This window comes from Streptomyces sp. NPDC048566 (assembly GCF_043199735.1).
In the GTDB taxonomy this organism is placed as follows: Bacteria; Actinomycetota; Actinomycetes; order Streptomycetales; family Streptomycetaceae; genus Streptomyces.
In genome coordinates this window covers 114,225-138,841 of the sequence record NZ_JBICWL010000010.1, presented here as the reverse complement: position 1 = coordinate 138,841, position 24,617 = coordinate 114,225, and the positions used below count along the sequence as shown (strand labels likewise).

Genomic DNA, 24,617 nt, shown 5'->3' with positions numbered 1-24,617 from the left:
CGCGCGGCCGGCGGCCCCCGGCAGTGCGGCGAGAACGGTCCTGCCGTCCGGACCGGCCGGCGCCCCCACCCGCGCTCCGGGCGAGCCCCGGTCCCCGGCCCACCGATGTCGGTAGGGCGCCACAGGTCGCTATCATCCGATAGAAGGCTTTCAGTCAGGTTCCCGCCGTGTTCCTCCTCCGGGGTGGCCGATGACCCACAAGCCCCCGACGGGCGACGACGACGAGTTGCTGGCCAGGCTCGGGTCGCTGACCGCGCAGGCGCGCGAACGCGCGGAGTTCCAGCGTTCGCAGGTGGAGCTGGCCATCGCCCTGCAACGCGGCATGCTGCCGGGAGACCTGCCGGACATCGCCGGGTACGAGCTGGCCGTCCAGTACGCCCCGGCCTGCTACGGCCTCAACGTGGGCGGCGACTGGTACGACGCCTTCGTCCTGCCCGACGGCCGCATCGGGCTGTCCATAGGCGACGTGCAGGGGCACAACATCGAGGCCGCCGCCTTCATGGGCCAGGTGCGGGTGGGCCTGCGGGCCCTCGCGTCGGTGACCAGCCAGCCCGGCGACCTGCTGGCCCGGACGAACGAACTCGTCCTCTCCCTGGGCGCCGACCTCTTCGCGACCTGCACCTTCATGCGGCTCGACCCCGCCACCGGACTGCTGGAGAGCGCGCGGGCCGGGCACATACCGTGCGTCTGGGCCACGGCGGACGGACGGTCCGGCATCACCGACGACGAGGGCGGACCGCCGCTCGGGATCGCGGCCGGGACGACGTACCCGGTGACCCGGCACCGGCTCACCACCGGCGGTGTCTTCGTCCTGCTCACCGACGGCGTCGTGGAGGGCCCGTCGATGAGCGTCGACGAGGGGCTGGACCAGGCGGTCCGGCTCGCGGGGGTCGCCGCCGTGGCGGGCCTGTCGGCCGGATCGCTCGCCGCCGCCGTGATCAGGGGAGCCGAGCGCGTGGGCCACGAGGACGACGCGGCGGTGCTCGTGGTCGGCCACGACAGTCCGGCCGACCACGCACGCTGAGCGCACCCTTTGCGCGCCGACCGGGTGCGCCCGTCGCCGCGAACCGGACACCGCACGTCGCCCGCCCGCGATCCGACCCGGTCGGCCCACGCCCCTGCCGCCGAACGCCCGCTCGCCTCGCCGCGCGGCCGGGACCGGTGTCTGATGGCACGTGTGGTGGGTACGCACGAGCTGCGCAGGCCGGCTGTCCTGGCGCTCCAGACGCTGGCGATCACCGCCTGCTACTTCGGAGCGGGACGGCTTGGACTCGTGCGGCAACTCTCCGTCGATGGGGCGGTCTTCACCCCCATCTGGCCGCCCACCGGCGTCGCCGTCGCCGCCCTGCTGCTCCTCGGCATGTGGGCCTGGCCCGGGATCGCGCTCGGCGCGTTCCTCGTCGTCCTCTCGATCTCCTCGTTCTCGTCGATCACGCCGTCCGTGGCCGGCATCGTCGCCGGCAACACCATCGCCCCCGTGTGCGCCTACCTCCTGCTGCGCGCGGTGGGTTTCCGCAACGACCTGGGCCGGCTGCGGGACGGCCTCGCCCTGGTCTTCCTGGCGGCCCTCGGCAGCATGGCCATCAGCGCGACGTCGGCCGTCGGTCTGCTCATCGCCACGGACAAGCTCGCCGCGGGCGGCTTCTGGCCCGTGTGGCTCGCCTGGTGGGTGGGGGACGCCGTGGGCGTCCTGATCGTCACCCCGGTCATCCTCATGGCGTACACGCTGCGCACCACACTGAGACCGTCCCGGTGGAAGGAGGCCGTGCTCCTGCTGGTCGCGGTCGCCGTGGTCGTGCCGTACGCCACCCGCAGCAACCTCAGCGTCCTCTACCTCGTGTACCCGCTGCTGATCTGGGCGGCGCTGCGCTTCGAACTGGTGGGCAGCATGGTGTGCGCCCTGTTCGCGTCCGTGATGGCCACCGTCGCCGCGACGGACGGGAGCGGTGCCTTCGCGAACCTGAGCGACACCTCGGTCATGATCAAACTCCAGGCGTTCAACGGGTCCATGGCCCTGACCGCGCTGCTGCTGTCCGCCGTGATCACCGAGCAGCGCAACACCCGGCGCTCGGTCGAACAGGCATGCCAGGAACTGGTCCAGGTGCTGGAGCACCTGACCGCGGGCAACCCTCCGCCGCCGCCCCGCTCGCCGCCTCCTCCGCCCGAGGACGACCCGCTGAGGTGACGGCGTCGCGTACTGCGCCCGCCGGGGCGGCCGGTGGCGCGGGCCGTCGTCCCGAGGCGCCGTGCCGCCCGGCCCGCCGGTGGGGAAAGATGAGTCGACACACGAAGAACCACCGATGTGGAGGTGCGGGCACATGCAGCACGAGCGAGCGGGTAAGCCGGCCGGCCCCGAGGATCTCGTCGACACAGCCCGGTTGGTCACCGCGTACTACGCGCTCCACCCCGACCCGGCCGACCCCGGCCAGCGCGTCGCCTTCGGTACGTCCGGGCACCGCGGCTCCTCCCTGGCGACCGCGTTCAACGAGGACCACATCGCCGCGACGAGCCAGGCCATCTGCGAGTACCGCGACCGCCAGGGCACCGACGGCCCGCTCTTCCTGGGGGCGGACAGCCACGCGCTCTCGGAGCCCGCGAAGGTCACCGCCCTGGAGGTGTTCGCGGCGCACGGTGTGACCGTGCTGCTCGACAGCGAGGACGGCTACACCCCGACTCCGGCGGTGTCGCACGCCATCCTCACCCACAACCGGGGCCGCACCACCGGCCTCGCGGACGGCGTCGTCGTCACCCCCTCGCACAATCCGCCGGGTGACGGCGGGTTCAAGTACAACCCGCCGAACGGCGGCCCCGCGGGCTCCGAGGCCACCTCGTGGATCCAGGACCGCGCCAACGAACTCGTCCGGGACGGCCTGAAGGACGTCCGGCGGGTCGGCTACACCCGGGCGCTGAGCGCCCCCGGCACCGGACGGTACGACTTCCTCGGCACGTACGTGTCGGACCTGCCGAGCGTGGTGGACCTCGACGCGATCCGTGACGCCGGTGTCCGGATCGGGGCCGACCCGCTCGGCGGGGCCTCGGTCGCCTACTGGGGCCGGATCGCCGAGCAGCACCGGCTCGACCTCACGGTGGTCAACCCGCTCACGGACCCCACCTGGCGTTTCATGACGCTGGACTGGGACGGCAAGATCCGCATGGACTGCTCCTCCCCGTACGCCATGGCCTCGCTGATCGCCCAGCGCGACCGCTACCGGATCGCCACCGGCAACGACGCCGACGCCGACCGCCACGGCATCGTCACCCCCGACGCCGGCCTGATGAACCCCAACCACTACCTCGCCGCCGCCATCGGCTACCTCTACACCCACCGGGAGCGGTGGCCGGCGGCCACCGGGATCGGCAAGACCCTCGTGTCCTCCGGGATGATCGACCGGGTCGCCGCAGACCTGGGCCGCGAGCTGGTCGAGGTGCCCGTCGGCTTCAAGTGGTTCGTCGACGGGCTGGTGGACGGCTCCATCGGCTTCGGCGGCGAGGAGTCGGCGGGCGCGTCCTTCCTGCGCCGGGACGGTTCGGTGTGGACCACCGACAAGGACGGGATCATCCTGGCCCTGCTCGCCTCCGAGATCACCGGCGCGACCGGCCGAACGCCCTCCGAGCACTACGCCGAGCTGACCGGACGCTTCGGCGAGCCCGCCTACGAGCGCATCGACGCCCCGGCGACCCGCGAGGAGAAGGCCCTCCTCGCCAAGCTCTCCCCGGCGCAGATCACCGCCGACACCCTCGCCGGAGAGGCGGTCACGGCCGTGCTCACCGAGGCGCCGGGCAACGGCGCGCCGATCGGCGGCATCAAGGTGACCACGGAGAACGCCTGGTTCGCGGCCCGCCCCTCGGGGACCGAGGACGTCTACAAGATCTACGCGGAGTCGTTCCGCGGGACCGACCACCTCCGCGAGGTGCAGGAGGAGGCCAAGGCCGTGGTGTCGGCCGCGCTGACCGGCTGACGTCGGCGTCCGCGACCGGGTGCCGGGCGCCGACGCGCCCGCGCACCCGGTGGCGGACGTCCTGCCGTTGGCCCTGCCGTCGTGCCGCTTCTTGGCGGGGGAGGGGCGTGCCCGGGCCCCGGCGGGAAGCGGCATGATGACGGGCATGCGCATCCGTATCGAGGCCGTCGACCTGCCCGGACGCTCCTGCTCCGATCCCGGGGGCCGCGCCGTGCCGGCGTACGGCAACGTGCACGTGGCCGTCCAGCGCCGCGACCGCCCCGCCGAGCTGCTCGACCCCCAGCCGGGCGACGCCGCCCGCGCCTGCTGGACCCTCGACTGCGTGGCGGAGACCTCGCCGGCGGGCATCGTCGTGACGGGGCCCCACGTGCAGCACCGGCTCGGCCACCGCTTCGTCTACCTGTCCTGGGGCACCGTCGACGACGCGGGCGTGTTCAGCATGTTCCGGCGGGCCAAGCTGATGCTCGACGCCGTTCCCGCCGACGTCCTGGCCGCCGCGGCGCGCGACGGCCTGCTCGTGGCACGGCTGGGCCTGACCGACGCCTTTGGCGCTCCGCGGTGCGGGCGCGTCGTGCCGCCGCAGATCGGCTGGACGGCGGAACGGGCCGGATAGCCGCCCCGCTCACTCCGCCGGGAGGGGACCGGGGCGGCGCCCGCCTGGGCCCGGTTCCGCTGTCGCTCCCGAGAAAGGGCCGCCGCGGTCGGTGCCGGGCACGCCCGCCTGGAGGGCCCCGGCCGTGCAGGGCGCCGACCACCTGCGGGTCCCGACGCGCCGGCCGGATCGGATCGGACCCCGCCGCGATCGTCGTCCCCACGGTCCGGCCGTCACGGCGCCCGTGCGTTAGACCCTGTCACGAAAGTTCTTGACCCTCTCGCCATAGAGTTATACCTTCTAACTATCGAGAGCAGTGCTCGCTATATCGGGCAGCGGAGATCAGTGGAGGTCGTCATGAGCGCCGAGACATGCGTCGAGGTCGTCCTGCCGGGCACGGTGGAGCCGGAGGGGCTGGAGTTCCGGCGCGGGGCCGTCCCCGAGGCGAGCGCCGGCGAGGTCGTGATCCGGATGGAGGCGACGGGCGTCTCCTTCGCCGAGCAGCAGATGCGGCGCGGCCGGTACTACGACCAGCCGCCGTTCCCCTTCGTGCCCGGCTACGACCTGGTCGGCACCGTCCTGTCGACGGGCCCGGGCGTCGACCCCGCGCTCGCGGGCACCCGGGTGGCCGCGCTGCTCAAGGTCGGCGGATGGGCCACCCACGTGCGCGTCGAGGCCGCGGACGTCGTCCCGGTGCCCGCGGGGATCGGCGCGGCGGAGGCGGAGACCCTGGTCGTCAACGGGATCACCGCCTGGCAGATGCTCCACCGCAAGGCGCGCGTCCGGGCCGGGCAGACCGTGCTGGTGCACGGCGCCAACGGCGGGGTCGGCACCGTCCTCGTCCAGCTGGCCCAGGCCGCGGGGGCGAAGGTGATCGGCACGGCCTCGGCCCGCCATCACGCCGCCCTCGCGGAGAGCGGCGTCATCCCCGTCGACTACCGCTCCGACGACGTTCCGGCCCGCGTCCGGGAGCTCGCCCCGCGCGGCGTCGACGCCGTCTTCGACCACGTCGGAGGACGCAGTGCCGTCGACTCCTGGCGTCTCCTCGCCCCCGGAGGCACCCTCGTCGCCTACGGCAGCGCCTCCACCCGCGACGCCACCGGGTCCAAGCAGTGGCCGGTCCTCAAACTGCTCGCCCGTGTGGCGGGATGGAACGCCCTGCCGAACGGGCGGCGCGCCTTCTTCTACAACGTCTGGGGCGGCCGGGCCCTGTCGAAAGGCCGGTTCCGGGCCCGGCTGCGCGCCGACCTGACCCAGGTCTTCACCGCCCTGCGGCGCGGTGAGGTGACGCCGCGGATCGCCGCCAGCCTGCCCCTCGCGGACGTGGCCGAGGCGCTGCGGCTCGCCGAGTCCGGCACCGTGGCCGGGAAGGTCGTCCTCACCCCCTGATCAGGTGCCCGGCGCGGCCACCCGCTCCGGCGGACGCGCTCCGGCGGACGGGCTCCGCCGAACCCGCTCCGGCGGACGCGCCCGGAGCCGGCCGGACGTCCCTGCCGGACGTCCGGCACGCGCCACGGCAGACACGGTCCGGCGTGCTCCCGGGGAGGCACGCCCGACGCGGTCGGCTACGCCTCGTCCTCGACGGCCATCTCGCCGAGGAGCGACCAGCCGTCCTGGGACAGCGTCGTGTTCACGATGCGCGGTGTCGCCGACAGATGAGGCGGAAGCGTCTGCTGGGCCGCCTTGAAGTGGGCGGACCCGACATGAGCCGCCCCGGCCTCCTCGTCCCGGAAGGTCTCGACCAGGACGTACTCCGTCGGGGTCTCGACACTGCGGGACCAGTCGAAGGACAGGCAGCCGGGCTCGGCGCGGGTGGCGGCGGTGAAGTCCGCGGTGATCTCCGGCCACCGGTCCGCGTACTCGGGGCGGACGTCGAACCGGGCGGTGATGAAGATCATCGGGCACTCCTTCGTTCTCGTCCGGCGCCGTCGGGTGACGGCCCGGTGCGATCCGTGGCGGCGCCGTTCCCGGACGCCGCCCCCCGCCGCGCGGCGGGGACCGGGCACGGGTGCCCGGAACACCAGGGTGTCAGTCCCGGCCGAGCGCGCCGCGGACGCACACCGTGTCTCCGCACCCGGGTCGGACGGCACGGTGCCCGACGGGCGCCGCGCGCGTCGACGAGCACGCCCCGGGGCGGCGAGCGGGCGGCCCGGTCGCGCGGTCCTCGAAGCCGCCCACGGGCATCCGAGACGGCGCCGAGACGGCGGGCGGACGAGCCGGTGCGGTGGATCGCGCGGGGACGTGCCGGGCGTGGGTCGACCACCGCTCGGTGCAGCGCCCCGCCGGGCTCTCCCGCGAGCGGCGCCTCCCCGGGGACGTCGGGGCCACGGCGCTGCGGACGCCGGCCCGGCGCCGTGCGCGGAGCCGCCCCGCTCGGGCGTGGGCGGATGCCGGAAGGGGTACCCGCAGCGCATGATCGACGAAGCAGAGACCTCCTTGGCCGCGTCCTCCTCCGGTCCGCTGTGGCTGATCGTGGCGGGAGTGGTGATCGTCGCGGCGCTCCTGGCCGCCTTCCTCGTGGGTGGCCGGCGTGCCGCCCGGCGGCGGATCTCCACGTCGGCGCAGGACCCCTCCCGGGTCGCGCACGGCACCGCCGACCCCGCGCGGCGCGGTGACGGCTGGCAGACCCCCGGCGACGACCCGGAGCACGGGCACCCGCACCGCTGACCTCCACCGACCGCAGGGGGGCCACCGCACGACGCCGTGGGGCGCCGGACGTCTCGTGTCCGGCGCCCCACGGCGTCGAGCGGTGCGGGCCGCCACCGGTGAAGTCCTCCCGGCGACGGGCCCGCGGAACGGTCCTATCCCCGGCGCGGCTCCGGTTCGGGGTGGGCCTGGGTGAGTTCGGGTTCCAGGCCCTCGGTCACGTCGGCGTGACCGCGGCCGGCGTCGGCGCGCCACGCCTCGAAGGCCCAGGCGGTGAGCGCGACCACGGCGAGCCCGAGGAGCCAGCCGCCCACCACGTCGCTGAACCAGTGGACGCCGAGGGCGATCCGGGTGAAGCCGACCCCCACCACCGACAGCCCCGCCACGCCCCAGCACAGCGGCCGCCAGGCCCGCGGCACCATCGGGAGCAGGACCAGCAGCAGGATGGCGAAGGAGGTGGTCGCGGTCATCGCGTGACCCGAGGGGAAGGAGAAGCCGGGGGCCCGTGCCACGGGATCCTCCAGCGACGGGCGGGCCCGCTCCACGATCACCTTGACCAGCAGCCCGATGATTCCGCCGGCCGTCGCCGTCACCGCGGACCAGGCGGCCAGCCGCCACGCCCGCCGGTACAGCAGCCACAGGGTCAGCAGGCCGACGACCAGCCGCAGGGTGAACGGGTCCCAGACCCGGTCGGACAGGAACCGCAGCGTGCTGGTCCACTCGGGGTGGTCCAGGGCGGTGGTGTGCAGCGAGTGGGCCGCTTCGGAGTCCAGCCGGCGCAGGGGCCGCCAGCGCCCCTCCACCAGGACGAGCAGCAGCCCGAACGGGACGGCGGCTACGGCGGCGACGGCGGCCGAGCCGAGCAGCCGGGCGCCGAACCTGCGGTCGGCCTCCCGGTGTCGGCGTTCTCGGAGGGTGCGGACGGCGAGACGCACGGGCATCAGACTCCCGGGTCGGGCTGGATCGGACCGGGGCGCCGGGCGCGTGAGGCCTCCAGCTGTGCGGCGAAGGACAGTCCGAGGAAGAGGGCGACGGAGGTCAGGTAGGCCCACAGCACCAGCGACATGAACGCGCTGAGCGGGCCGTAGATGGTGTCGAAGGAACCGCTGAGATCGAGGTACAGACTGAGTACCCAGGTCAGCGTGGTCCACAGCACCAGGTACACGGCGGCGCCGAAGGCGAGCCACGTGTAGCCCGGCTGCTGGCGGCGCGGCGAGCGGCGGAAGATGGCGCTCGCCGAGATGAGGGCGAGCAGCAGGCCGACCGGCCAGCGCATCACCTCCCAGGCGGTCTCGGCCGCCCCGTCCAGGTGGTACACCGCCACCACGGAGGTCGCCAGGTCGCCGCCGGCCACCATGATGACGAACCCGAGACCGAGCGGGAGGCCGGCGCTCAGGGACATCGCCAGGCCGCGCAGGTACTTCTGGTGGAAGACGCGGTCGCGTTCGTTGCCGTAGATCCGGTTGGCGCCGCGCTCTATCTGGCACATCGCGGTGGTGACGTTGACCATCGAGAACACCAGGCCGAACCAGAGGGCGACCTGTGCGCCGTCGCCGGCGGTGTGGCGGCTGCGGCGCATCGCGTCGTCGACCACGCCGGAGCTGGGCCCCGAGGCGAGCTGGTGGATCGTCAGTTCCGCGACCCTGCCGATGCTCTCGGTGTGCACGGCGGTGGACAGGCCCACGAAGGCGATGGCGAGCGGGATCACCGCCAGCACCATCTGCAGGGCGAGCGCCCGGGCGTGGCTGAACCCGTCGGCGTAGCGGAACCGGAGGAACGCGTCGCGCACCAGTCGCCAGCTCCCGTAGCGGCGCAGGGAGACCAGCGCGTCGTCCGCGGAGAGTTCCTCCCCGGCCATGTCCCGTGTCTCCGGGACTCTGGTGGCCGTCCCCATCACGTCTCCCGGGACGGCAGCAGCACGGTCAGCGCGCCCGGCCGGACCCGGACCGTGAGGCGCCGGCCGGCACCGACGGGGTCCCCGTCGAGCTCGCGCGACTGCGGTGTGTCGAAGGTGAGGTCGGCGCGTTCGAAGGTGAAGAACTCCACGGGCACGTCGGAGCCGGAGTCCTCGCCGGCCGCGGGGGTGCGCACGGTGTCCGGCCGGCTCGGCGCGGAGCCGCGGCGCGCCAGGGTCCGCAGCGCGCGCAGCCAGCCGGCCGGGCCGCGCGGGTCGAGGACGAGCAGGTCGAGCCGCCCGTCGTCGGGCCGTGCGTCCGGCAGCAGGGTCATCCCGCCCTGCACGGTGCCGACGTTGCCGACCAGCACCATGCGGGCCGTACGGCGCACGGCGGGCGCGTCGTCGAGCCGGAGCGTCAGCCGCATCCGGGGGGTGCGCAGGGTGCCGATGCCGGCGAGGATGTAGGCGGGCCAGCCGAGCCGGGCCTTGGCCCGCGGATCGGCGTGCTCCATCATCGCCGCGTCCAGTCCCGCTCCGGCCATGGCCGCGAAGCAGGCGGCGGGCAGGTCGTCGCCCTCGATGCTGCCGAGGTCCAGGGGCCGCGGGCGGCCGGTGAGCGCCGCGTCGAGGGCCTCGGTGGGGGACAGCGGCAGGCCGAGGTTGCGCGCGAGCAGGTTGCCGGTGCCGGCGGGGACGATCGCGAGCGGTACCCCGCTGCCGGCCATCGCGTCGGCGACGGCGCGCACGGTTCCGTCGCCGCCGCAGACCACGACGACGTCCGCGCCGTCGTCGATCGCGCGCCGGGCCTGACCGGCGCCCGGGTCGTCGGCGGTGGTCTCCAGGAAGACGGGCTCCCGGTGTCCGTGGCGTTCCAGCGTCTCGCGGAGCTTCTCCCGCGCGGCGGCGTCGGTGACGGTGGGGTTGAGGACGACGGCGGTGGTGCCGGGCCGGCGCTCCTGCCCGGGGGCGGTCTCGTCGGCGGTGCGTGCGGCGGGCACGGCGGCCCGGGAGGGCGCGGCGGTCACGGACCGGTCGACGAACAGGGCGCGGCCGACGATCAGCAGCGACAGTCCGCCGTTGGCCATGCCGCCGAGGACGTCGGTGGGGTGGTGCATCCCGCGGTAGAGGCGGGCGACCGCGACGATCAGCGGCAGGAGCAGCAGCAGTGCCCCCACGATCTTGCGCCAGGGTCCCCGCATCCGGGACAGGGCGAGCACGGCGAGACCCGCGTACAGGGCGGTCGCCGCGCCGGTGTGTCCGGAGGTGTAGCTGGAGGTGGGCGGCGAGGCGTCGAGGCGGTCGACCTCGGGCCGGTGGCGGTCCACCGACTCGGTGATCGCGAGGAAGACCAGGGACTGGAGGGAGACGCCGACGGCGAGGAAGACGGCCTCGCGCCACTTCGGCAGCCGCGGTATGAGGATCAGGCCCAGGCAGGACAGCAGGGTGACGGCGACGACCGTGATGGTGTTGCCCGCCTCCGAGGCGACGAACGACACCGTGTTCCACGTGCCGGTTCGGATGTGCTCGAAGCCCTCGTTGACGTCGTCCTCGGCGGTCAGCGGCCAGAGGGACTTGGCGGGGCCGGTGATGAGCAGGCCGATCCCCACCATCAGGGCCGCCTGGCAGACGGTCAGCACACCGATCCGGGCGGCCGTCCTGCCGGTTCCCCGGGGCGGCGTGAACGAGCGGCCGGAGCCGGTGTCCGCTGATCGGGCACCGGTGGTCGCGTCGGATCTGTCCGGCACGGTCGTAGGCATCAGTGACTCCCAGGGGCAGCGCTGGAACGGCTGGCTCGAACCCGGGCCGCGCTTTCCTCCCGGGTCCACCGCCGTTTGCCCCGGAACACCCCGAACAGACCTCTCACGCAGCGGAAAGACGTCGGGCGCCCCCGCCACGCCCCGCCGCGCCCCCGGTGCCCGTCCCCGGGTCCGGGGGCGGGCACCGGCTTCCGGCTCAGCCGTGGAAGGTGATGTAGCCGTTTCCGTCGCGGTCGTCGGCCGACTTGCCGTACCCGTGCACGTCGGCGCGCGCGCCGGACGCCTTGTACAGGTAGATGGTGTCCTTGTCGTTGTTCCAGAGGAAGTTGCAGTTCTGGCGGTAGACGACGTTCTTCGCGTCCGAGTCGGTGCCGTGCCCGCCGCGGAGCTTGATGTAGTCCCCGGGCTGGAGGTAGTGGTTCGACGGGAACCGGAAGACCGTGCCCGCGGCGTCCTTGACCACGTAGCCCTTCAGGTTCACCGTCGCGCTCGACGAGTAGTTCTTGATCGTCAGGTACTCGTCCCGGGTGTTGCCGGTGGAACAGCTGTTGGAGTCCCGGCCGGGCGCGTCGTACTGCACCCCTCTGACCTTGAGCGCGGACGAGTACTCGGCGGCCTGAGCCGGAGCTGCGGCGACGGCCGCGAACGTCCCGGCCGTGGCCGCGGTGACCGCCAGGGCAGCGCGGATACGCATGAGGATTCCCCCCTCGATGGTGCGGATGAAGCTTCAGGAGCATAGCGAGTACATGACCTTGAGGTGACGGAAAAGTGAGGGTGCCGTGAAGGGATGTGCCGTCGAGGTCGCGGCGACGTCCCGCTCCGGGCGCGCCCGGAGCGCTGTGACCTCCGGCACTTCCCCTTGTCCCCGCGAGGAAGGTCTCCCTAATTTGGTTCTCCATGGATCGAGACATCCCACCCACTTCGCACGATTCCGGACCGGTTCCCGCCGAGGACGCCGGGCGGTCGGCCGCCCGGGACCTGGTCGGCTTCACCGTCGACCTCACCGCGCACGAGGTCCTGAGGCAGGCCCAGGTGCTCGCGGCACTCGGTCCCGACTGGGACCCCGTCGAGGCCCTGCGCGGCGAGGAGGCCGCCCACGCGCTGCTCTACGGCGGGCTCGACGAGCACCAGCGGCGCGTGTACGACGACCTCGTCGCGGCCGGCGTGCTGCCCCGCCGCGGAGACGGCAGTGCTGCCGCTTGACCCGCAGGCCGACCCCGGGCGCCGGGCCTGGGCCGCCTGCCCGAACTGCGCCGACGCGCACGGCTGCACACCCTGCGGGCAGCGGCGGACCTGCCCCGAGCACTGGCGGTACCTGCTCCGCGCCGACGGCGGGCTGCTCCACCTCCAGTGCCCCGGCTGCGCCCACGTCTGGGCGCACGACAGCGGCTTCGGGGCCGGCCGCGCGGGGCGGGACGGCGCCCGCGGCACCCGGCCGCACCGCTGATCCGTCGCGGGACGTCACGGACCGGGGCCTCCCGGCCGGAGCCGCGTCGCGGCCGGGGATATCCTCCGAAGGCCGCAGGCGGGTCGAACGGGACCGCCGGGCCGCTGTGGGAAGATCGCACCCCCGCACGACGGACGTCCGGGCCCGCGCACGCGTCGTTCGCATATTCGAGGACGTTGGCGGTCCGCCGGTGGATGACGGACCGGTCCGCGCGGGTAAGGAACCTGTGCGCACCTGCGCGAAACCCCACTGCCGAAGGACTGCCGGTCTTGGACCTCCCACACTCCGAAAGCCCTGCCGCGCGCCGTCCGGGGCGGACATGGACCGTCCGCATCTCCGGCCACAGCGACCGCACGGCCTCCGTCACCTGCTCCTCTCCCTGCGCCATGCCGCCGCGCTCCCGCGATCTCGCCGCCCTGCGCCGCTTCGCCGAGGCCCACGTCGGCGCCCACGCGCGGGCCGCGACCGTGCACCCCGACGCGGCCTGCGCCTGCCGGCAGACGCAGTGCTCCGCCCACGAGGACAGCCAGGTCCACTGCGCGGGCAGCGTGCTGCTCGTGCTCCGGCACGACCCGGCCGTCGCCCAGGTGTGGACCCTGATGGAGGTCTGCGCCGCCTGCGCCCCCCTGATGACCCACACCCGTGTGCTCGGCAAGGCGCTCCCCCGTACCCGGACGCCCGCCCCGGCCGCGCCCGCCGCCGCGGCACCCGCCGCCGGCGCACCCGCCGTGCCCGCGGTCCCCGGCGGCTTCAGCGCTCCGAGCGGCCCCGGGTTCAACAGCGGTGACGCGCCCGCCGCTCCGTCGCGGCGCCGCTCCGGCGGCCGCGGACGCCCCCAGCAGCGCCAGGGCCGCGGTGGCCAGGGTCGCGGTGGCCAGGGCCGGTCCTCCCGCGGCTGACCCCGCCGAACCGCCCCGCCCCGCCGCGGCGGGGCACTCCACCCGCCGGCCGGAGCCGGCGGGTCCGCGATCGACGGCCGCCGGTGGCGGAGCGCTCGTCGGCTTCGCCGGGGCCCGCCTGCCGGAGCCCGACCTCACACGGCGGGCCGGTCCAGCGGGCGCAGCTCGTCCGCGTACGACACCGAGACACGGCGCATCAGGCCGTCCCCGGTGATGTCGTACTGCCCCAGCCGCCACAGCGGCGGCGAGTAGGCGTGCAGGGAGACCGCGTCGTCGGTGGCCCCGGTGAGGCGGTGGATGTGCTCGGGTCCGAAGCAGAAGGACTCGCCCGCCCCGACCGCCACCGACGGATGGCGGCCGCCGATCCGCGGGCTGGACTCGTTCAGCACCCCCTGCACGACGCGGACCGCGCCCGCCGAGATGTCGTGGTCGTGCCAGCCGGTGTCGTTCCGCCGGGTCCAGCACAGCAGCCAGACGTCGACGTGCGTGTCGCGGTGCAGCGACGCGTAGTGCCGCTCCTCGTGCGAGAAGGCGACCTGGCCGCGCCAGAGTTCGGGCCGGTCCGCCAGCGTGTCGACGAGGTGCCGGAGCTCGTGCTTGTCGAGCGTGCGGTCCGGCAGGGACGAGTAGGTCACGGTGGTGTTCCCTTCCAGGACGGGGCCCGCGGCACGGATCGGCCGCCGCCGTGCAGCAGGCGCGCGGGGTTGACGGAGCGCAGGGCGTGGACGACGGCGTCCGCGCCCGGATCGGTGACGACGGGCGCCGCCCAGGGGCGGTCGCTCCCGGCCACGACCACGTCGACACCGACGACCCGGACGAGGGCGTCCACGGCGCGCGTGCCGTACGAGGAGGTGTCGTAGAAGACGTCGAAGTCCACTTCTCCGCGCCCGCCGCCGCCGCGGGCCGCGAGCCGTTCCCCGTGCAGGGGCGCCAGTCCCGCGAGCGCGGCGAAGCAGACCCGCAGCGCCGGGTGGCGGGCGCGGCCGAAGGCCCGGAACGCGTACCACGCGCCGTGCAGTTGCTGGGGGTAGGGGACCAGCGCCGCCCACCAGGGCGGGGTGCCGGTGGCGGCGGCCGGCGCGGGACCGGGGTGCAGGAACAGCGGTTTGTCGAGACGTTCGAGGACGGACAGCAGCGGGGCGCAGGCGCGCAGCCCCTCGGAGTCGAGGATTGCCGTCGCGGGGAGTTGCAGGCCCGCGCAGCCCCGCCGCAGCGTCCGCTCCACCGCGCCCGGGTCCGGCGCGCTCAGGCAGGGCGAGGCCCAGAGGCCGAACGGCGCCGGCAGCGCGAGCGCGCCCGCGTGGAAGGCGTCGAGCAGCGGCAGGGACTCCTCGGGAGGCAGCTGCTCCACGCCGAGCGGGCTGGACAGCGACACCAGGGCGAGGTCCAGGCCGTCGGCGACCGCCAGCCGCCTGCGGCGCTCGATGTCGTGGTCCCGCGGATCGATCGTGTACGGCGGTTCGCCGTCCAGGTGCAGCGTCCATCCGTCGAGGCGGGGCGGCGCGGTGCGGGCGCGCAGCAGCTCGACGAAGGCCGCTGGCCAGATGTGCTGGTGGACGTCGACGGGCACCCTGAAATCCTCGTGGAGGGCGTGTGGCGGAGTGGGAACGGCGTGGGTTAAGCGCTTCAGTGATGCGGTTCACTGAAGCGCTTAACCATCCGGCGTGTCAAGGGTGCGCCCGCGATCCGGACGCGGGCCGGTAGGCTTCCCCGCATGGTCAGGCCCCCGAAGCGCACCACCCTCAGGGAGGTGGCCGAGGCCACCGGCCTCTCCACCGCCGCGGTCTCCTACGCCCTGCGCGGCAAGCACGTCTCCAAGGAGACCGAGGAGCGGGTGCGCAAGGCGGCGGCCGAACTCGGCTACGAGGCCGACCCGATCGCCCGCGCCCTCGCCAGTGGCCGCACCAGCATGGTCGGGGTGCTGGCCGGAGACCTCCAGGACCTGTGGCAGCAGCAGTTCATGGCGGCCATCGGCCGCGAACTCCTCGCGGGCGACCGCTACGCACTCATCCTCGACGCCGGCGGCGACCCCGACCGGGAGCTCGTCCTCGCCAAGCAGCTGCGCGACCAGCGCGTCGACGCGCTCGTCGTGTCCCCGGTCAACCCGGCGGCCGAGGAGTGGGCCGCGATCGCCGACGCGCTGCCCGTCGTCGCGGTCGGCGACTCGCTCAGCCGGGCGCGCACGGCCGGCCAGGTCATCTTCGACAACAGGGCCGGCATCGACGCCGTACTGGAGTACCTGCACGGCCTCGGCCACCGCCGGGTGACCGTCCTGACCCCCACGCGCCCGAGCACCCCGGACCGCCCGGCCGACGTGTACGTGCGCGAGGCCGCCGACCGGATCGGCCTGCGCGCCGAACTCGTCCCCTGTCCGCAGGAGTTGGGTGCGGCCACGTCCGTCGCCAAGGGGGTTCTGGACGGCGGCCGGCGGGCCACCGCCGTGTTCTGCTTCTCCGACTCCCTCGCCTACGGGGTGTACGCGGCCGCCGCCGAGGCCTCGCTGGTGGTGGGGCGCGACGTGTCCGTGGTCGGCTTCGACGACCACCCGGTCTCGCGCGTCCTCTCCCCGCCGCTGACCACCGTGGGCTGGGGGCTGACCCAGATCGCGGAGGAGGCCGCCCGGTTGACGGCCTCCGCGATCGAGGGCAGACGGGCGCGCCGCAAACGCATCCTGTGCGCCCCGGTGATGTGCGCCCGCGGTTCCGCCGTGGCACTCTGACCCGCCACGGCCGGGCCCCGGGTCACGGGCAGTGGTAGGCGAGCCGCGCGGCGGCGGTGCGCCGCACCGGTGACAGCAGGCGCAGCTCGGCCCGCGCCGCGTACCGGCCCTCACCCTGGAACGTCCACAACAGATGCAGCCGCGCGCGCTTCTGACCACGCGTCGTCTTCTCGCGCAGGACCTTCGACGCGGTGCCGTCGCTGCGCACCCAGCGATAGGCGAGCTCACCCGCCCGGCCGTCGGTGACGACGGTAGCGACCACGTCGGCCGTCTCGTCGCAGCCGGGGGAGCGGGGGACGGCGGCGACCGCGACGCCCTCGACACCCACGGACGGCTCGGCGCGGTGGCACAGCAGGAAGACCAGGACGGCCAGGAGCGCCACGACGGGCAGCGCGTGCCGCCGCCAGGTCCGCCGCGGCGCGGGAGGGGGAAGGGGCACGGCCGACGCGGTCGCCCGGCGCACGGTGTCGGCGCTCACCCCGGGGCCGAAGCGCAGCAGGGTCCCCTCGACCCGGTCGGGCGGGGTGTCCGGCACCGTGCGGTCCGGCGGCGTCCGCGGACGGCCGCCGAGCGCGACCGTGTCGGCGGTCGGGTGGTCCAGGGCCCGGGTGCCCGCGGTCTGTTCGCCGGGGCCGGGCCGCTGTATCCAGTGGCTGGCCAGCACGGTGGCGCTGTAGTCGTCGTCATCGACGGGGGCGCCGGGGTCCTTGTTCATCGCAGGGTGCACCGCCTTGTCAGCAGCTCCTGGGAGGCGCCGCCGTCCGCGGAGGCGGGCTGCGTCGAGGCCCGGACGTCCCAGTAGCACCCCGTTCCCTGGAAGGTGTGGTCGAGGGCGATGGTGTACTGCGTCGAGCCGCTGCGCCGGTAGGTGTCCGCGCCGCCGTCCCGGATGCCCGTCCCTCCGCTCGCCTCGGCCGTCGACCAGACGACGGTGACGGCGACCGGCCCGGTTCCGTCCGTGGTGACGGTGAGCGACGCCGTCGCGGTCGCCGTCCCCGTCTGCCGGAACCCGCCGAACACCACCGACGTGACCGCGACGTCGGGCGACGGGGGCGCCGTCGTCGGTTCGGCCGGCGAGGAGGCGGCCGTGGGAGGGGCCGCGACCGTGGGAGGTGCCGAGGGGGACGCGGTCGCCGGTGCCGAGGTGCCGGCGGTCGGGACGGTCGGTGTCGCGGACGCCGCCGGTGCCGACGGGGTTGCCGGCGCCGGAGCCGAGGGCGCCGGGGTGTCCGGGACGGCCGTCACCGGGAGAGCGCCGCCCGTCGCGCCCGGCTGCGCGCTCGTGGTGGCGAGGGCCTGCGCCGCCTCCCCCGGGGTGCCGAAGGCGGGCGCCTGCCGGTCGATGCCGTACGCCAGCAGCAGGGCGGCGGCGATCGCCGCCGCCGAGACGAGCAGCGAGCGGCCACCCGGCCGCCAGGCCCGCAGGACCCGCGGTGTCCTGGTAAGCACCGTGCGGGCCGTGTCCGTGACGCTGTTCCGGGGCCCGCCGGAGGAGGGCGGCACGAGCAGCAGACACAGCGCCGCGAGCGCAGCGAGGCGTCCGCGTCCGCGCTCCTCCCAGTCCGCCCCGTAGGCGCCGCCCGCCGCGGCCTCCAGCTCCGCCACGAAGTCCCCGGCGTGGGCGGGCCGCTGGTCCGGGGCTTTCGCCAGTCCGCGGCGCACGAGCGCGCGGACGGGTTCGGGTGCGGCGTCGGCGGGGATGGGGCCGTCCACGTGCTGGAGCGCCAGCTCGGCCAGGTTCTCGCCTGCGTACGGCTTCCGGCCGGTGAGGCACTCGAAGAAGGTGGCCGTCGCGGCGTACACGTCGGCGGCCGGCGAGGCGGGGGAGCCGGTCCACTGCTCGGGCGCCATGTACGAGGGGGTGCCGGCGATGCCGGCCGTTGTGCCGTCGGCGGCCGCGATGCCGAAGTCCACCAGCTTCGAGGTGCCGTCCGGGCGGACGAGGACGTTCTCCGGCTTGTAGTCGCGGTGCACGACGCCGATCCGGTGGGCGTCCGCGAGCCCGAGCAGGGAGCCTTTGAGCAGGACGAGCGCGGCCTCGGGGGCGAGCGGCGCCTGCCGGCTCAGCAGGGCCCGCAGACTGACGCCCTCGACCAGTTCCATGACGATGGCCGCACCGTCGGGGCCTTCCACGTACTCGTAGAGTCCCGCCACGTGCGCGCTGCGCAGCCCGCCCAGGAGGCGGGCCTCCGCCCTGAAGTCCCGGACGAAACCGGGGCGGGTGCGCAGCGACTCGCTCAGGTACTTCACCGCGACGGGCAGCCCCGACTCCTCGTGCACGGCCAGCGCGACGCGACCGCTCGCCCCGGACCCCAGCTCCCGTGACTCGGTGTAGCCCGGTACCGCCCATGTGCTCATGACTCGCCCCCCCCGACACCTGGGACCCGTCCGCCGGAGCGGGCCCTGGGGACGCGCGCTGCGTTCGCTCGGCCACGCGCTCCCCGCCGTGTGCTGTGAGACACGGTTCCGGCCGGAACGGTTCCCGCCGTCAGGAGGCGGAACACCAGGCCTGCCACGCCTCCTCGGCGCCGGCGTGGAACCGCACCCGCCGGTCACGGGCGAGCAGCGAGCGCCACGGCTCGCCGGCCATGACGTGGAAGACACGGGGGCCCTCGGGCAGGAACGCCCCGCGGGTCCCCTCCTCGGGGCCGCCGAGCAGGGCCTGCCGCAGGTCGAGGAAGACCTCGGGCTGCCGACCGCACCGCTCCAGCAGCACGGCCGAGAGATAGGGAGCCGCAGGCCGCGGCAGTTGCCCCTCCACCACGATCCAGCTGCGTCCGCCCGCCGACGCGATGAGCCGGGCACGAGCCGATGCGGCCATGGCCGTCCTCCCTCGGAGTCCTTCACTCTCATCCGTAGCCGAGGCCGTCGCGGATCGGCCCGCACACGCGGCGACCGCGGATCGGCCGCCGGCCCCTGGCGCCACCTGCCACGCGCAGCCGCCCCGGCCACCGGACGGGCCGCGCGGCGGACGGGGACGGGCCGCGCCCGCGGTGCCGGTGCCTTCCCGCCGACCGGTCAGGAGACGCCGAAGGCGGCGCTCACCCGGGCGGGTGAGCGGAACGCGTCGGGAGCGAAGGGGGAGCGCTCGACCAGGATGTCGACCGCCGGCCCCGGTCCCGTCGTGAGGTAGCTCCAGGCGGGTCCCCTGAGCGCCGGGCCGCACAGGCCCGCGGGACGTTCGGTCTCGTCCGTCCCGAGTGCGTAGGCGCTGCCGTGACGCCCGTCGAGCGGGCGCGCGTCCTGCGGTACGAGACCCGCTCGGTGCAGGAAGTCCGGTAACCGGTCGGTGAGGAAGGAGACCCGCGCCGTGCCCTCGCCGGTGACGTAGCGGACGTCCGAGGCGTCGGCGGGGAGCGGCACGCCGCCCGCTTCGATCACCTTCGGCAGCGCGGTCGTGCTGCCCGCGCAGGCCCTGGGGTCGCCGAAGGGCCGGAACACCTCGTCCCGGAGCAGCCACACGGTCCCGCCCGCGAGGAGGGCGAGGACGCCGGCGGTGACGCCCGCGCGTGCGGGCCACCTCCGGTGCCCGGTGCGGCCGGTCCCCGGCTGCTCCGGGGGACCGTCGCCCGCCTCGGTGCCGGGCGCCGGCTGTCCGTAGCCGTCCATCACTCCGTCCTCCCGTCTCCGCTCTCACGACGTCCTCGGCGCGGGGTTCCCCGGTGCGGGGCCCTCTGCCAGGGGAGTTCACGGGAGCCGCGCCGACGGCCCCCGCTTGTCATGATCATCACCGTAACCGCAGGGCCCGCCCGGTATCCAGCCTTCGGGAGGGCGCGGCGAGGACCGAGGAGGCGGACGGCGGTGCCGAGGCTCCGGGTTCGCGGCCGGCGCCGGCCGCCGGCCGCCGGCCGGCTCCGCGCGGACGGCGCGGGGGAGGAGCCGCACGGGGTCCCCGGCGGGCCCGCGGCCTCCGGGCCGCCCCGCGCCCTTCGGCTTCGGCGGGCTTCCTCACGGGAGGGCGCGGCTCCGCGCCGGGTCCGGGCCCGCACACGGGCGGTTCGGCTCACCCGGTGTCCCCGCGGCGCCACGACGAGAGGGCGGCGGGGACGTCAGGCGGCCGGGACGTCAGGCGGCCGGGCCGGGGAAGCCCCTCGTCCCGTCGAAGGCGAGCCGGGCGAACCGCTCGCCCATGAGGCGGTGGGTCGCGGCGTCCGGGTGGAGGGCGTCGGGAAGGGGCAGCGCGGCGGCGTCCGCCTCCCCGTACAACGCGCGTCCGTCGAGATAGTGCAGGTGGGGGTCGTCGGGAGCGCGGCGCGCCACGATCGAGGCGAGTTCCTCCCGGATGACGCCGAGGGTCAGCCTCCCGCTCGCACGCTCGGCCGGGTCGCCGCCGGCGCGGAACCGCAGCCGTCCCTCGGAGAGCGCGGCGGTGTCCGGCAGGCTCGGGCCCGGGGTGTCCTCGTGGATCGGGCACAGGATGGGGGAGACGAGGAGCAGGGGTGTGGTGGGGTGGCCCTCGCGGACGGTGTCCAGGAATCCGTGCACGGCGGGGGTGAAGGCCCGCAGCCGCATCAGATCGGTGTTGACGACGTTGATGCCCAGCTTGAGGCTGATCAGGTCGGCCGGAGTGTCGCGCAGGGTGCGTGCGGTGAAGGGGTCGAGCAGGGCGCTGCCGCCCAGTCCCAGGTTGATCAGGTCGACCCCGGCCCGTGACGCTGCGAGGGCGGGCCAGGTGGTGCTCGGGCTCGCCGCGTCGGAGCCCTGGCTGATGGAGCTGCCGTGGTGCAGCCACACCGAGCGGCCGCGGTCCGGCGCGGGTTCGACGGGGGCGTCGGTGCGCAGCGCCAGCAGTTCGGCGGTCTCGTTGTGCGGCAGCCATAGCGTGATGTCCTTCGGCCCGGTCGGCAGGACCGGGAACCGGACGGTCCCGGGCGGGCCGGGGGTGGTCGTCGCGGTGCCGGCGGTCATGTCGAGGGTGAGGGTGTTCCCGCCGGGAGCGCTCGCCTGTCCCAGCAGTTCCCCGCCGGCGACCAGGTCGTACAGACCGGCGGGTCGCGGCGGAGCCCCGGCGTAGATGCGCTTGGTCGCGAGGACGTCGAGTTCGACGACGGTGGCGCTGGTGTGGAAGACCAGCCGCACGCCGGAGGGCTGGGCCTCCGCCATGGCCAGTTGGCCGTCGGGGTACTGGGCGCGCGCCCATGCGGGCAGCCGGTGGGGCAGCAGGCCGCGGTCGGTGCGCTCCAGTTCGACGGCGCCCCGCAGCAGGTCGGCGGTGACGGGTGTGGTGATCCGGTGGTGCTCGGTCCGCATGGTGGTCTCGGCCTTGTCGGTCGGGGGTGGGTGGCGCGGGACGCCGGGCGCCGGCGGTCCCGCTGTCCTTCGTGGAGTGGGGCCGGTCGGCCGGGGCCGTCAGGGCGCGGGCCAGTTCCGCAGCAGGGAGTCCAGCGCGTCCAGTACCCGTGACCAGCTCTCCTGCGAGTCCGGGGCGCTGTGGCTGAAGCCGCCGGACAGTTCCAGGCTCACGTAGCCGTGGAACACGCTGCCGAGCAGGCGGACGGCGTGGGTCTGGTCGGGCTCCTCCAGGTCGTAGCCCCGCAGGATCGCCCGCGTCATCCGGGAGTGCCGGACACCGGCGCTGGCAGCGGCCGTCTCCGGGTCGAGCCGGAGCTGGGCGGCGGCGTAGCGGCCCGGGTGTTCGCGCGCGTAGTCCCGGTAGACGTCGGCGAAGGCGGTCAGCGCGTCCTTGCCCGCCCGCCCGGCGAGCGCCGCGGCTCCTCGGTCGGCGAGTTCGTCGAGGGCGAGCAGGGCGATCCGGGTCTTGAGGTCGTGTGAGCTCCGCACGTGGGAGTAGAGGCTCGCCACCTTCACGTCGAAGTGCCGGGCCAGCGCGGAGACCGTCACCTGGTCGAAGCCGACCTCGTCCGCCAGCTCCGCTCCGGCCCGTGCCAGCCGTTCCGTCGTCAGTCCCGCGCGAACCATAACCATCCTCTCCTGGGGCGTAACAGATTATGCATTTGCCTAATACCTTTAGGCAAATTAGCGTGGGAGTCATGAGACCGCTGACCGAGCAAGAGATCCGTGCCGCGTTCGTGAACTGCACCAAGGGAGAGGCCAAGCGCCTCGCCGTCCCCCGCGACCTGGCCGACCGGCCCTGGGACGACCTCGACTACCTCGGTTGGCGTGACCCTCAGTCGCCCGAACGGGCTTACATCGTGGCCGAGTTGGACGGCCGGCTACGGGGGCTCGTGCTGCGCTGTCCCGCCCCCGCGGCCGGGCACCTGCGGCGCAGCATGTGCTCGATGTGCGTGACCACCCACACGGGCGGCGTCTCCCTGATGGTCGCGCCCAAGGCCGGCCGGCCCGGCCAGCAGGGGAACTCCGTCGGCGCCTACCTGTGCAGCGATCTCGCCTGCTCGTTGTACGTCCGCGGCAAACGCGACGCGGGCGTCGGCGGACGCATGCACGAGTCGCTGACGCTGGAGGAGAAGATCCAGCGCACGGTGGCCAACCTCGCCGCCTTCGTCGCCCGGGTGAGCGCGTGAGGACGTCCCGCCGGGGGTACATCGGGTCAGCGTTGGTGCTGACGGTGCCTGTTCCAGACCTGGGCGGCGGCTTGCATCGGCTGCGCCCATTCGTCAGGGTGCTGGGCTGCGATGGAGTTCCACAAGCGCTCTTGGGTGCGGGCAAGGGCGTCAAGCCCCTGGCGTGGGGCGAGTTTCCACGCTGGGTGTGCGGATGCCGCGCCTTCGGCCCGGTCCGCGGTGTGTCCGTGGGCGATGAGCCACAGCAGCCAGAGTGCGGGGTCGATCCATGCCGCGCCGGTGGATGCCCACCCCCAGTCGACGAGCAGGGCGCCGGTATCGGTGATGAGGACGTTCTGCGGGTTCCATTCCGTGTGTAGGAGGCTGTCTCCCTCGAACCATGTCAGGTCGGCGGGGTCATCGACGTAGCCGCGGAGTCGGTGCGCCATCGCCTTCAGTTCGATGCCGGGGGAGGGGAGTTCGGCGAGCTGCGCCATGACCGAGGCGATGACCGGCAGGTCGGGGGATCCGTGCGTGAAGTCGGCGTGTCTTCCCTGAACGTGTTGGAAGCCGAGGAGGCTCCAGTTGTCGGCCTCGACGAACCAGTGCAGTTCGGGGGCGATGCCGCGTACGTACGGAGCGATGTCCGCCTCCCGTTGTTGCGTCCAGACACGAGGGTGGTCGAGCGGCAGGCCCTTGACGAACAGGGTGCGGTTGCTGGTCTGCACGGTGACGGCGATGGAGCTGTTGAGGCCTCCTTGGACGGTCCCGACGTCGGTAATCCGGCCGCTGGCCTTCTCGATCAGCGAGCGCACTTCGTCCGGCAGGTCGGTGATACGCGGAGTGGGCATCAGGTCTCCAGAAGTACGGGCGTGGGGCCGCGCGTGACGCGCGGCCCCAACTGGGCTGAACTACTTGTACGGGTTGTCGTCGTTGCAGCCGGACTCCACGCTCGCGGTGAGTTCGCTGATGTCGTCGACCAGGACGACCGCCTCGGGGGCGACGACGAGGGGTGCGGGCGTGATCTCTACCGTGACAGCAGTCATGACTACCTCATTCCGTGTTGGCAGTAGTTCTTGAGTGGTGCCTTCGCTTCCTGGAAGACCCGTGCCATCGGTCGGCACACGCGGCAGGTGGCTGAGAGCTTGCAGCCGCTGCATCCACCAGTGCGAAGCATGAGGGACTCGGCGATCTGGCCGAGTCGGGCAAGGCCTGGCACGCCTTCGGCGGTCAGGTCGATGTTCGGTTCTCGGCCCACCTTGCAGATCGAGGCCCGTCCGAACGGGTCGGCGTGGAAGAACGTCACGCCCGCCGGGCAGCCGGTGAAGGGCTTCCGGTCGGTGAGGTACTCGGGCGACTGCGACGGCAGGGTGTCCGCGGTGCCGTGGATCGTGGGCGAGATGTTGGCGTACTCGCGGAACGGCACCCCGAGGCCCTCGGCCCAGGCCCGCATGGCGTTGGCCTCGTGCGCGTTGGTCCGCACAATGATCAGACTCAGATCGATCCTGAGCCCGGCTTCAAGCGCCTTGTGCACGCCCTCGCGGAATCGGCCGAATCCGCCGCGCCGGCGGGTCACTGCGTCGTACGTGTCGGCCGTCGCGCCGTACAGGCTCAGCGTGAGCTTCGTCGGCGGGTAGGCGCAGAGCACGTCCAGGACACGCTGCCTGCGCAGTTGGGAGCCGTTGGACAGGATTTCGAGCTGCATGCCCAGCTCGTTGGCGAGCTGGTAGGACTCGAGGAAGTCGGGATCGATCAGGGGCTCTCCGCCTGTGATCTGGAGCCAGATCACCCCGGCGTCCCGCATCACCGTCAGCAAGGTGCGCTTGCCCGCCATGTCGAGGCCTTCGAACCGCTTCTCGCCGAGGTAGCACATCTCGCAGTCGTAGTCACAGCCGAGGTTGATCTCCCACGTCGCGCGGCTGTACTCGTACAGTCCCACCTCACGCAGGAGCAGGACGTCATCGAGTGCGCGGCCGGCGACGTCGATCTGCCACTGGGCGGCCACGGCATCGACGAGCCACCCGGGCACACGGTTGGGGGCCGTGCTGAGGGCGCGCAGCTCCTCGAACTTGGCGTGGGGGAGCTGTATCGCCTTCGGGCTTCCCCGCCGTAGGACGAGGCGGCGGTCTCCGAACGGGGTAGCAACGAGCTGATGCATGCTGTCATCCCTCATCTGGGCTGGCCAATGGGTACAGAGACCTGTCTGGCGCAGGCGGCCCTCGTGCACAGCCGCCCGAGAG

The 24,617-nt window shown here is 74.1% G+C and carries 27 protein-coding genes; 11 read left to right on the top strand and 16 right to left on the bottom strand.

Annotation, left to right across the window (positions count from 1 at the left end; genetic code table 11):
- Positions 1 to 190: 190 nt before the first annotated feature.
- From ACGFS9_RS18065 to ACGFS9_RS18045, 5 genes are all read left to right on the top strand, one after another.
- On the top strand, positions 191 to 1,024 hold the full coding sequence (locus tag ACGFS9_RS18065) for a PP2C family protein-serine/threonine phosphatase (protein ID WP_393254256.1): 834 nt from the start codon (positions 191 to 193) through the stop codon (positions 1,022 to 1,024).
- Positions 1,025 to 1,168: 144 nt separating this feature from the next.
- Entirely contained in the window at positions 1,169 to 2,185 is a 1,017-nt protein-coding gene (locus ACGFS9_RS18060) for an MASE1 domain-containing protein (RefSeq protein ID WP_393254254.1), read from the top strand.
- Between the two features lie 133 nt (positions 2,186 to 2,318).
- Positions 2,319 to 3,959, top strand: a complete 1,641-nt coding sequence (gene pgm / locus ACGFS9_RS18055; RefSeq protein WP_393254252.1) for a phosphoglucomutase (alpha-D-glucose-1,6-bisphosphate-dependent) — start codon at positions 2,319 to 2,321, stop codon at positions 3,957 to 3,959.
- A 145-nt stretch (positions 3,960 to 4,104) separates the two neighbouring features.
- The gene (locus ACGFS9_RS18050) at positions 4,105 to 4,572 is read left to right on the top strand and encodes a DUF5990 family protein (RefSeq protein WP_393254250.1); all 468 of its coding nucleotides are present in this window, start codon (positions 4,105 to 4,107) and stop codon (positions 4,570 to 4,572) included.
- 336 nt (positions 4,573 to 4,908) lie between these two features.
- Positions 4,909 to 5,940 (top strand): medium chain dehydrogenase/reductase family protein, encoded by a 1,032-nt coding sequence (locus ACGFS9_RS18045; RefSeq protein ID WP_393254249.1) that lies wholly within the window; start codon positions 4,909 to 4,911, stop codon positions 5,938 to 5,940.
- Between the two features lie 176 nt (positions 5,941 to 6,116).
- On the opposite strand, the gene ACGFS9_RS18040 is transcribed toward ACGFS9_RS18045, so the two are convergent.
- Positions 6,117 to 6,449 carry a putative quinol monooxygenase gene (locus ACGFS9_RS18040; protein WP_393254247.1) on the bottom strand — a complete coding sequence of 111 codons (333 nt, stop codon included), beginning with the start codon at positions 6,447 to 6,449 and terminating at the stop codon, positions 6,117 to 6,119.
- A 514-nt stretch (positions 6,450 to 6,963) separates the two neighbouring features.
- Between ACGFS9_RS18040 and ACGFS9_RS18035 the strand changes: the two genes are divergently transcribed.
- Positions 6,964 to 7,218 carry a hypothetical protein gene (locus tag ACGFS9_RS18035; protein WP_393254246.1) on the top strand — a complete coding sequence of 85 codons (255 nt, stop codon included), beginning with the start codon at positions 6,964 to 6,966 and terminating at the stop codon, positions 7,216 to 7,218.
- A gap of 134 nt (positions 7,219 to 7,352) precedes the next feature.
- Here ACGFS9_RS18035 and ACGFS9_RS18030 read toward each other — a convergent pair whose 3' ends face one another.
- The 4 genes from ACGFS9_RS18030 to ACGFS9_RS18015 all read right to left on the bottom strand — a co-directional run bounded on the left by ACGFS9_RS18030 (position 7,353) and on the right by ACGFS9_RS18015 (position 11,545).
- On the bottom strand, positions 7,353 to 8,138 hold the full coding sequence (locus ACGFS9_RS18030) for a phosphatase PAP2 family protein (RefSeq protein ID WP_393254245.1): 786 nt from the start codon (positions 8,136 to 8,138) through the stop codon (positions 7,353 to 7,355).
- A complete protein-coding gene (locus ACGFS9_RS18025; protein WP_393254243.1) occupies positions 8,138 to 9,091 on the bottom strand; it encodes a YihY/virulence factor BrkB family protein in 954 nt (317 codons plus the stop codon). The genes ACGFS9_RS18030 and ACGFS9_RS18025 overlap by 1 nt, the downstream gene beginning before the upstream one ends.
- Positions 9,091 to 10,851, bottom strand: a complete 1,761-nt coding sequence (locus ACGFS9_RS18020) for a diacylglycerol kinase family protein (protein WP_393254241.1) — start codon at positions 10,849 to 10,851, stop codon at positions 9,091 to 9,093. Before ACGFS9_RS18020 ends, ACGFS9_RS18025 begins: the two co-directional genes overlap by 1 nt.
- Positions 10,852 to 11,047: 196 nt before the next feature.
- Complete coding sequence (locus tag ACGFS9_RS18015; RefSeq protein ID WP_393254240.1) at positions 11,048 to 11,545, bottom strand: lamin tail domain-containing protein; 498 nt, start codon at positions 11,543 to 11,545, stop codon at positions 11,048 to 11,050.
- Positions 11,546 to 11,748: 203 nt separating this feature from the next.
- Between ACGFS9_RS18015 and ACGFS9_RS18010 the strand changes: the two genes are divergently transcribed.
- The 3 genes from ACGFS9_RS18010 (at position 11,749) to ACGFS9_RS18000 (ending at position 13,197) form a co-directional block, all read left to right on the top strand.
- Entirely contained in the window at positions 11,749 to 12,054 is a 306-nt protein-coding gene (locus ACGFS9_RS18010; protein ID WP_393254239.1) for a DUF6400 family protein, read from the top strand.
- Positions 12,041 to 12,298 carry a hypothetical protein gene (locus ACGFS9_RS18005; RefSeq protein WP_393254237.1) on the top strand — a complete coding sequence of 86 codons (258 nt, stop codon included), beginning with the start codon at positions 12,041 to 12,043 and terminating at the stop codon, positions 12,296 to 12,298. The genes ACGFS9_RS18010 and ACGFS9_RS18005 overlap by 14 nt, the downstream gene beginning before the upstream one ends.
- Positions 12,299 to 12,567: 269 nt before the next feature.
- Positions 12,568 to 13,197 (top strand): hypothetical protein, encoded by a 630-nt coding sequence (locus ACGFS9_RS18000; RefSeq protein ID WP_393254235.1) that lies wholly within the window; start codon positions 12,568 to 12,570, stop codon positions 13,195 to 13,197.
- A gap of 134 nt (positions 13,198 to 13,331) precedes the next feature.
- Here the strand turns inward: ACGFS9_RS18000 and ACGFS9_RS17995 are convergent, their stop codons facing one another.
- Both ACGFS9_RS17995 and ACGFS9_RS17990 read right to left on the bottom strand, forming a co-directional pair.
- Positions 13,332 to 13,832, bottom strand: a complete 501-nt coding sequence (locus ACGFS9_RS17995; RefSeq protein ID WP_393254233.1) for a cysteine dioxygenase — start codon at positions 13,830 to 13,832, stop codon at positions 13,332 to 13,334.
- Positions 13,829 to 14,767, bottom strand: coding sequence for an amidohydrolase (locus ACGFS9_RS17990; protein WP_393254232.1), 939 nt, complete (start codon positions 14,765 to 14,767; stop codon positions 13,829 to 13,831). Before ACGFS9_RS17990 ends, ACGFS9_RS17995 begins: the two co-directional genes overlap by 4 nt.
- A gap of 144 nt (positions 14,768 to 14,911) precedes the next feature.
- Here ACGFS9_RS17990 and ACGFS9_RS17985 point away from each other — a divergent pair, with 144 nt between their 5' ends.
- Complete coding sequence (locus ACGFS9_RS17985; RefSeq protein ID WP_393254231.1) at positions 14,912 to 15,916, top strand: LacI family DNA-binding transcriptional regulator; 1,005 nt, start codon at positions 14,912 to 14,914, stop codon at positions 15,914 to 15,916.
- 22 nt (positions 15,917 to 15,938) lie between these two features.
- Here the strand turns inward: ACGFS9_RS17985 and ACGFS9_RS17980 are convergent, their stop codons facing one another.
- The 6 genes from ACGFS9_RS17980 to ACGFS9_RS17955 form a co-directional block, all read right to left on the bottom strand.
- The gene (locus ACGFS9_RS17980) at positions 15,939 to 16,631 is read right to left on the bottom strand and encodes a hypothetical protein (RefSeq protein WP_393254230.1); all 693 of its coding nucleotides are present in this window, start codon (positions 16,629 to 16,631) and stop codon (positions 15,939 to 15,941) included.
- Positions 16,628 to 18,274 carry a protein kinase gene (locus ACGFS9_RS17975; RefSeq protein WP_393254229.1) on the bottom strand — a complete coding sequence of 549 codons (1,647 nt, stop codon included), beginning with the start codon at positions 18,272 to 18,274 and terminating at the stop codon, positions 16,628 to 16,630. The genes ACGFS9_RS17980 and ACGFS9_RS17975 overlap by 4 nt, the downstream gene beginning before the upstream one ends.
- 130 nt (positions 18,275 to 18,404) lie before the next feature.
- Entirely contained in the window at positions 18,405 to 18,737 is a 333-nt protein-coding gene (locus ACGFS9_RS17970; protein ID WP_393254227.1) for a hypothetical protein, read from the bottom strand.
- A 197-nt stretch (positions 18,738 to 18,934) separates the two neighbouring features.
- Positions 18,935 to 19,525 (bottom strand): hypothetical protein, encoded by a 591-nt coding sequence (locus ACGFS9_RS17965; RefSeq protein WP_393254225.1) that lies wholly within the window; start codon positions 19,523 to 19,525, stop codon positions 18,935 to 18,937.
- Positions 19,526 to 19,981: 456 nt separating this feature from the next.
- Positions 19,982 to 21,166, bottom strand: a complete 1,185-nt coding sequence (locus tag ACGFS9_RS17960) for a GDSL-type esterase/lipase family protein (protein WP_393254223.1) — start codon at positions 21,164 to 21,166, stop codon at positions 19,982 to 19,984.
- Between the two features lie 99 nt (positions 21,167 to 21,265).
- Entirely contained in the window at positions 21,266 to 21,835 is a 570-nt protein-coding gene (locus ACGFS9_RS17955) for a TetR/AcrR family transcriptional regulator (RefSeq protein WP_393254380.1), read from the bottom strand.
- A gap of 71 nt (positions 21,836 to 21,906) precedes the next feature.
- Here ACGFS9_RS17955 and ACGFS9_RS17950 point away from each other — a divergent pair, with 71 nt between their 5' ends.
- A complete protein-coding gene (locus ACGFS9_RS17950; RefSeq protein WP_393254222.1) occupies positions 21,907 to 22,398 on the top strand; it encodes an FBP domain-containing protein in 492 nt (163 codons plus the stop codon).
- Between the two features lie 26 nt (positions 22,399 to 22,424).
- Here ACGFS9_RS17950 and ACGFS9_RS17945 read toward each other — a convergent pair whose 3' ends face one another.
- Genes ACGFS9_RS17945 through ACGFS9_RS17935 form a run of 3 tightly spaced genes read right to left on the bottom strand, consistent with a single transcriptional unit; the run spans position 22,425 to position 24,535 of the window.
- Positions 22,425 to 23,228 carry an aminoglycoside phosphotransferase gene (locus ACGFS9_RS17945; protein WP_393254220.1) on the bottom strand — a complete coding sequence of 268 codons (804 nt, stop codon included), beginning with the start codon at positions 23,226 to 23,228 and terminating at the stop codon, positions 22,425 to 22,427.
- Positions 23,229 to 23,288: 60 nt separating this feature from the next.
- Positions 23,289 to 23,423 (bottom strand): hypothetical protein, encoded by a 135-nt coding sequence (locus tag ACGFS9_RS17940; RefSeq protein ID WP_393254218.1) that lies wholly within the window; start codon positions 23,421 to 23,423, stop codon positions 23,289 to 23,291.
- Positions 23,424 to 23,425: 2 nt separating this feature from the next.
- Complete coding sequence (locus tag ACGFS9_RS17935) at positions 23,426 to 24,535, bottom strand: radical SAM protein (protein WP_393254217.1); 1,110 nt, start codon at positions 24,533 to 24,535, stop codon at positions 23,426 to 23,428.
- Positions 24,536 to 24,617: the final 82 nt, after the last annotated feature.

Coding starts and splice junctions, on each gene's coding strand:
- ACGFS9_RS17935 (WP_393254217.1), bottom strand. CDS start 24,535: ATGCATCAGCTCGTTGCTACCCCGTTCGGAGACCGCCGCCTCGTCCTA.
- ACGFS9_RS18030 (WP_393254245.1), bottom strand. CDS start 8,138: ATGCCCGTGCGTCTCGCCGTCCGCACCCTCCGAGAACGCCGACACCGG.
- ACGFS9_RS18025 (WP_393254243.1), bottom strand. CDS start 9,091: ATGGGGACGGCCACCAGAGTCCCGGAGACACGGGACATGGCCGGGGAG.
- ACGFS9_RS18045 (WP_393254249.1), top strand. CDS start 4,909: ATGAGCGCCGAGACATGCGTCGAGGTCGTCCTGCCGGGCACGGTGGAG.
- ACGFS9_RS17945 (WP_393254220.1), bottom strand. CDS start 23,228: ATGCCCACTCCGCGTATCACCGACCTGCCGGACGAAGTGCGCTCGCTG.
- ACGFS9_RS17975 (WP_393254229.1), bottom strand. CDS start 18,274: ATGAGCACATGGGCGGTACCGGGCTACACCGAGTCACGGGAGCTGGGG.
- ACGFS9_RS18040 (WP_393254247.1), bottom strand. CDS start 6,449: ATGATCTTCATCACCGCCCGGTTCGACGTCCGCCCCGAGTACGCGGAC.
- ACGFS9_RS17965 (WP_393254225.1), bottom strand. CDS start 19,525: ATGGACGGCTACGGACAGCCGGCGCCCGGCACCGAGGCGGGCGACGGT.
- ACGFS9_RS17960 (WP_393254223.1), bottom strand. CDS start 21,166: ATGCGGACCGAGCACCACCGGATCACCACACCCGTCACCGCCGACCTG.
- ACGFS9_RS17955 (WP_393254380.1), bottom strand. CDS start 21,835: ATGGTTCGCGCGGGACTGACGACGGAACGGCTGGCACGGGCCGGAGCG.
- ACGFS9_RS18015 (WP_393254240.1), bottom strand. CDS start 11,545: ATGCGTATCCGCGCTGCCCTGGCGGTCACCGCGGCCACGGCCGGGACG.
- ACGFS9_RS17940 (WP_393254218.1), bottom strand. CDS start 23,423: ATGACTGCTGTCACGGTAGAGATCACGCCCGCACCCCTCGTCGTCGCC.
- pgm (WP_393254252.1), top strand. CDS start 2,319: ATGCAGCACGAGCGAGCGGGTAAGCCGGCCGGCCCCGAGGATCTCGTC.
- ACGFS9_RS17980 (WP_393254230.1), bottom strand. CDS start 16,631: ATGAACAAGGACCCCGGCGCCCCCGTCGATGACGACGACTACAGCGCC.
- ACGFS9_RS17985 (WP_393254231.1), top strand. CDS start 14,912: ATGGTCAGGCCCCCGAAGCGCACCACCCTCAGGGAGGTGGCCGAGGCC.
- ACGFS9_RS17950 (WP_393254222.1), top strand. CDS start 21,907: ATGAGACCGCTGACCGAGCAAGAGATCCGTGCCGCGTTCGTGAACTGC.
- ACGFS9_RS18065 (WP_393254256.1), top strand. CDS start 191: ATGACCCACAAGCCCCCGACGGGCGACGACGACGAGTTGCTGGCCAGG.
- ACGFS9_RS18035 (WP_393254246.1), top strand. CDS start 6,964: ATGATCGACGAAGCAGAGACCTCCTTGGCCGCGTCCTCCTCCGGTCCG.
- ACGFS9_RS18050 (WP_393254250.1), top strand. CDS start 4,105: ATGCGCATCCGTATCGAGGCCGTCGACCTGCCCGGACGCTCCTGCTCC.
- ACGFS9_RS18010 (WP_393254239.1), top strand. CDS start 11,749: ATGGATCGAGACATCCCACCCACTTCGCACGATTCCGGACCGGTTCCC.
- ACGFS9_RS17970 (WP_393254227.1), bottom strand. CDS start 18,737: ATGGCCGCATCGGCTCGTGCCCGGCTCATCGCGTCGGCGGGCGGACGC.
- ACGFS9_RS18020 (WP_393254241.1), bottom strand. CDS start 10,851: ATGCCTACGACCGTGCCGGACAGATCCGACGCGACCACCGGTGCCCGA.
- ACGFS9_RS18060 (WP_393254254.1), top strand. CDS start 1,169: ATGGCACGTGTGGTGGGTACGCACGAGCTGCGCAGGCCGGCTGTCCTG.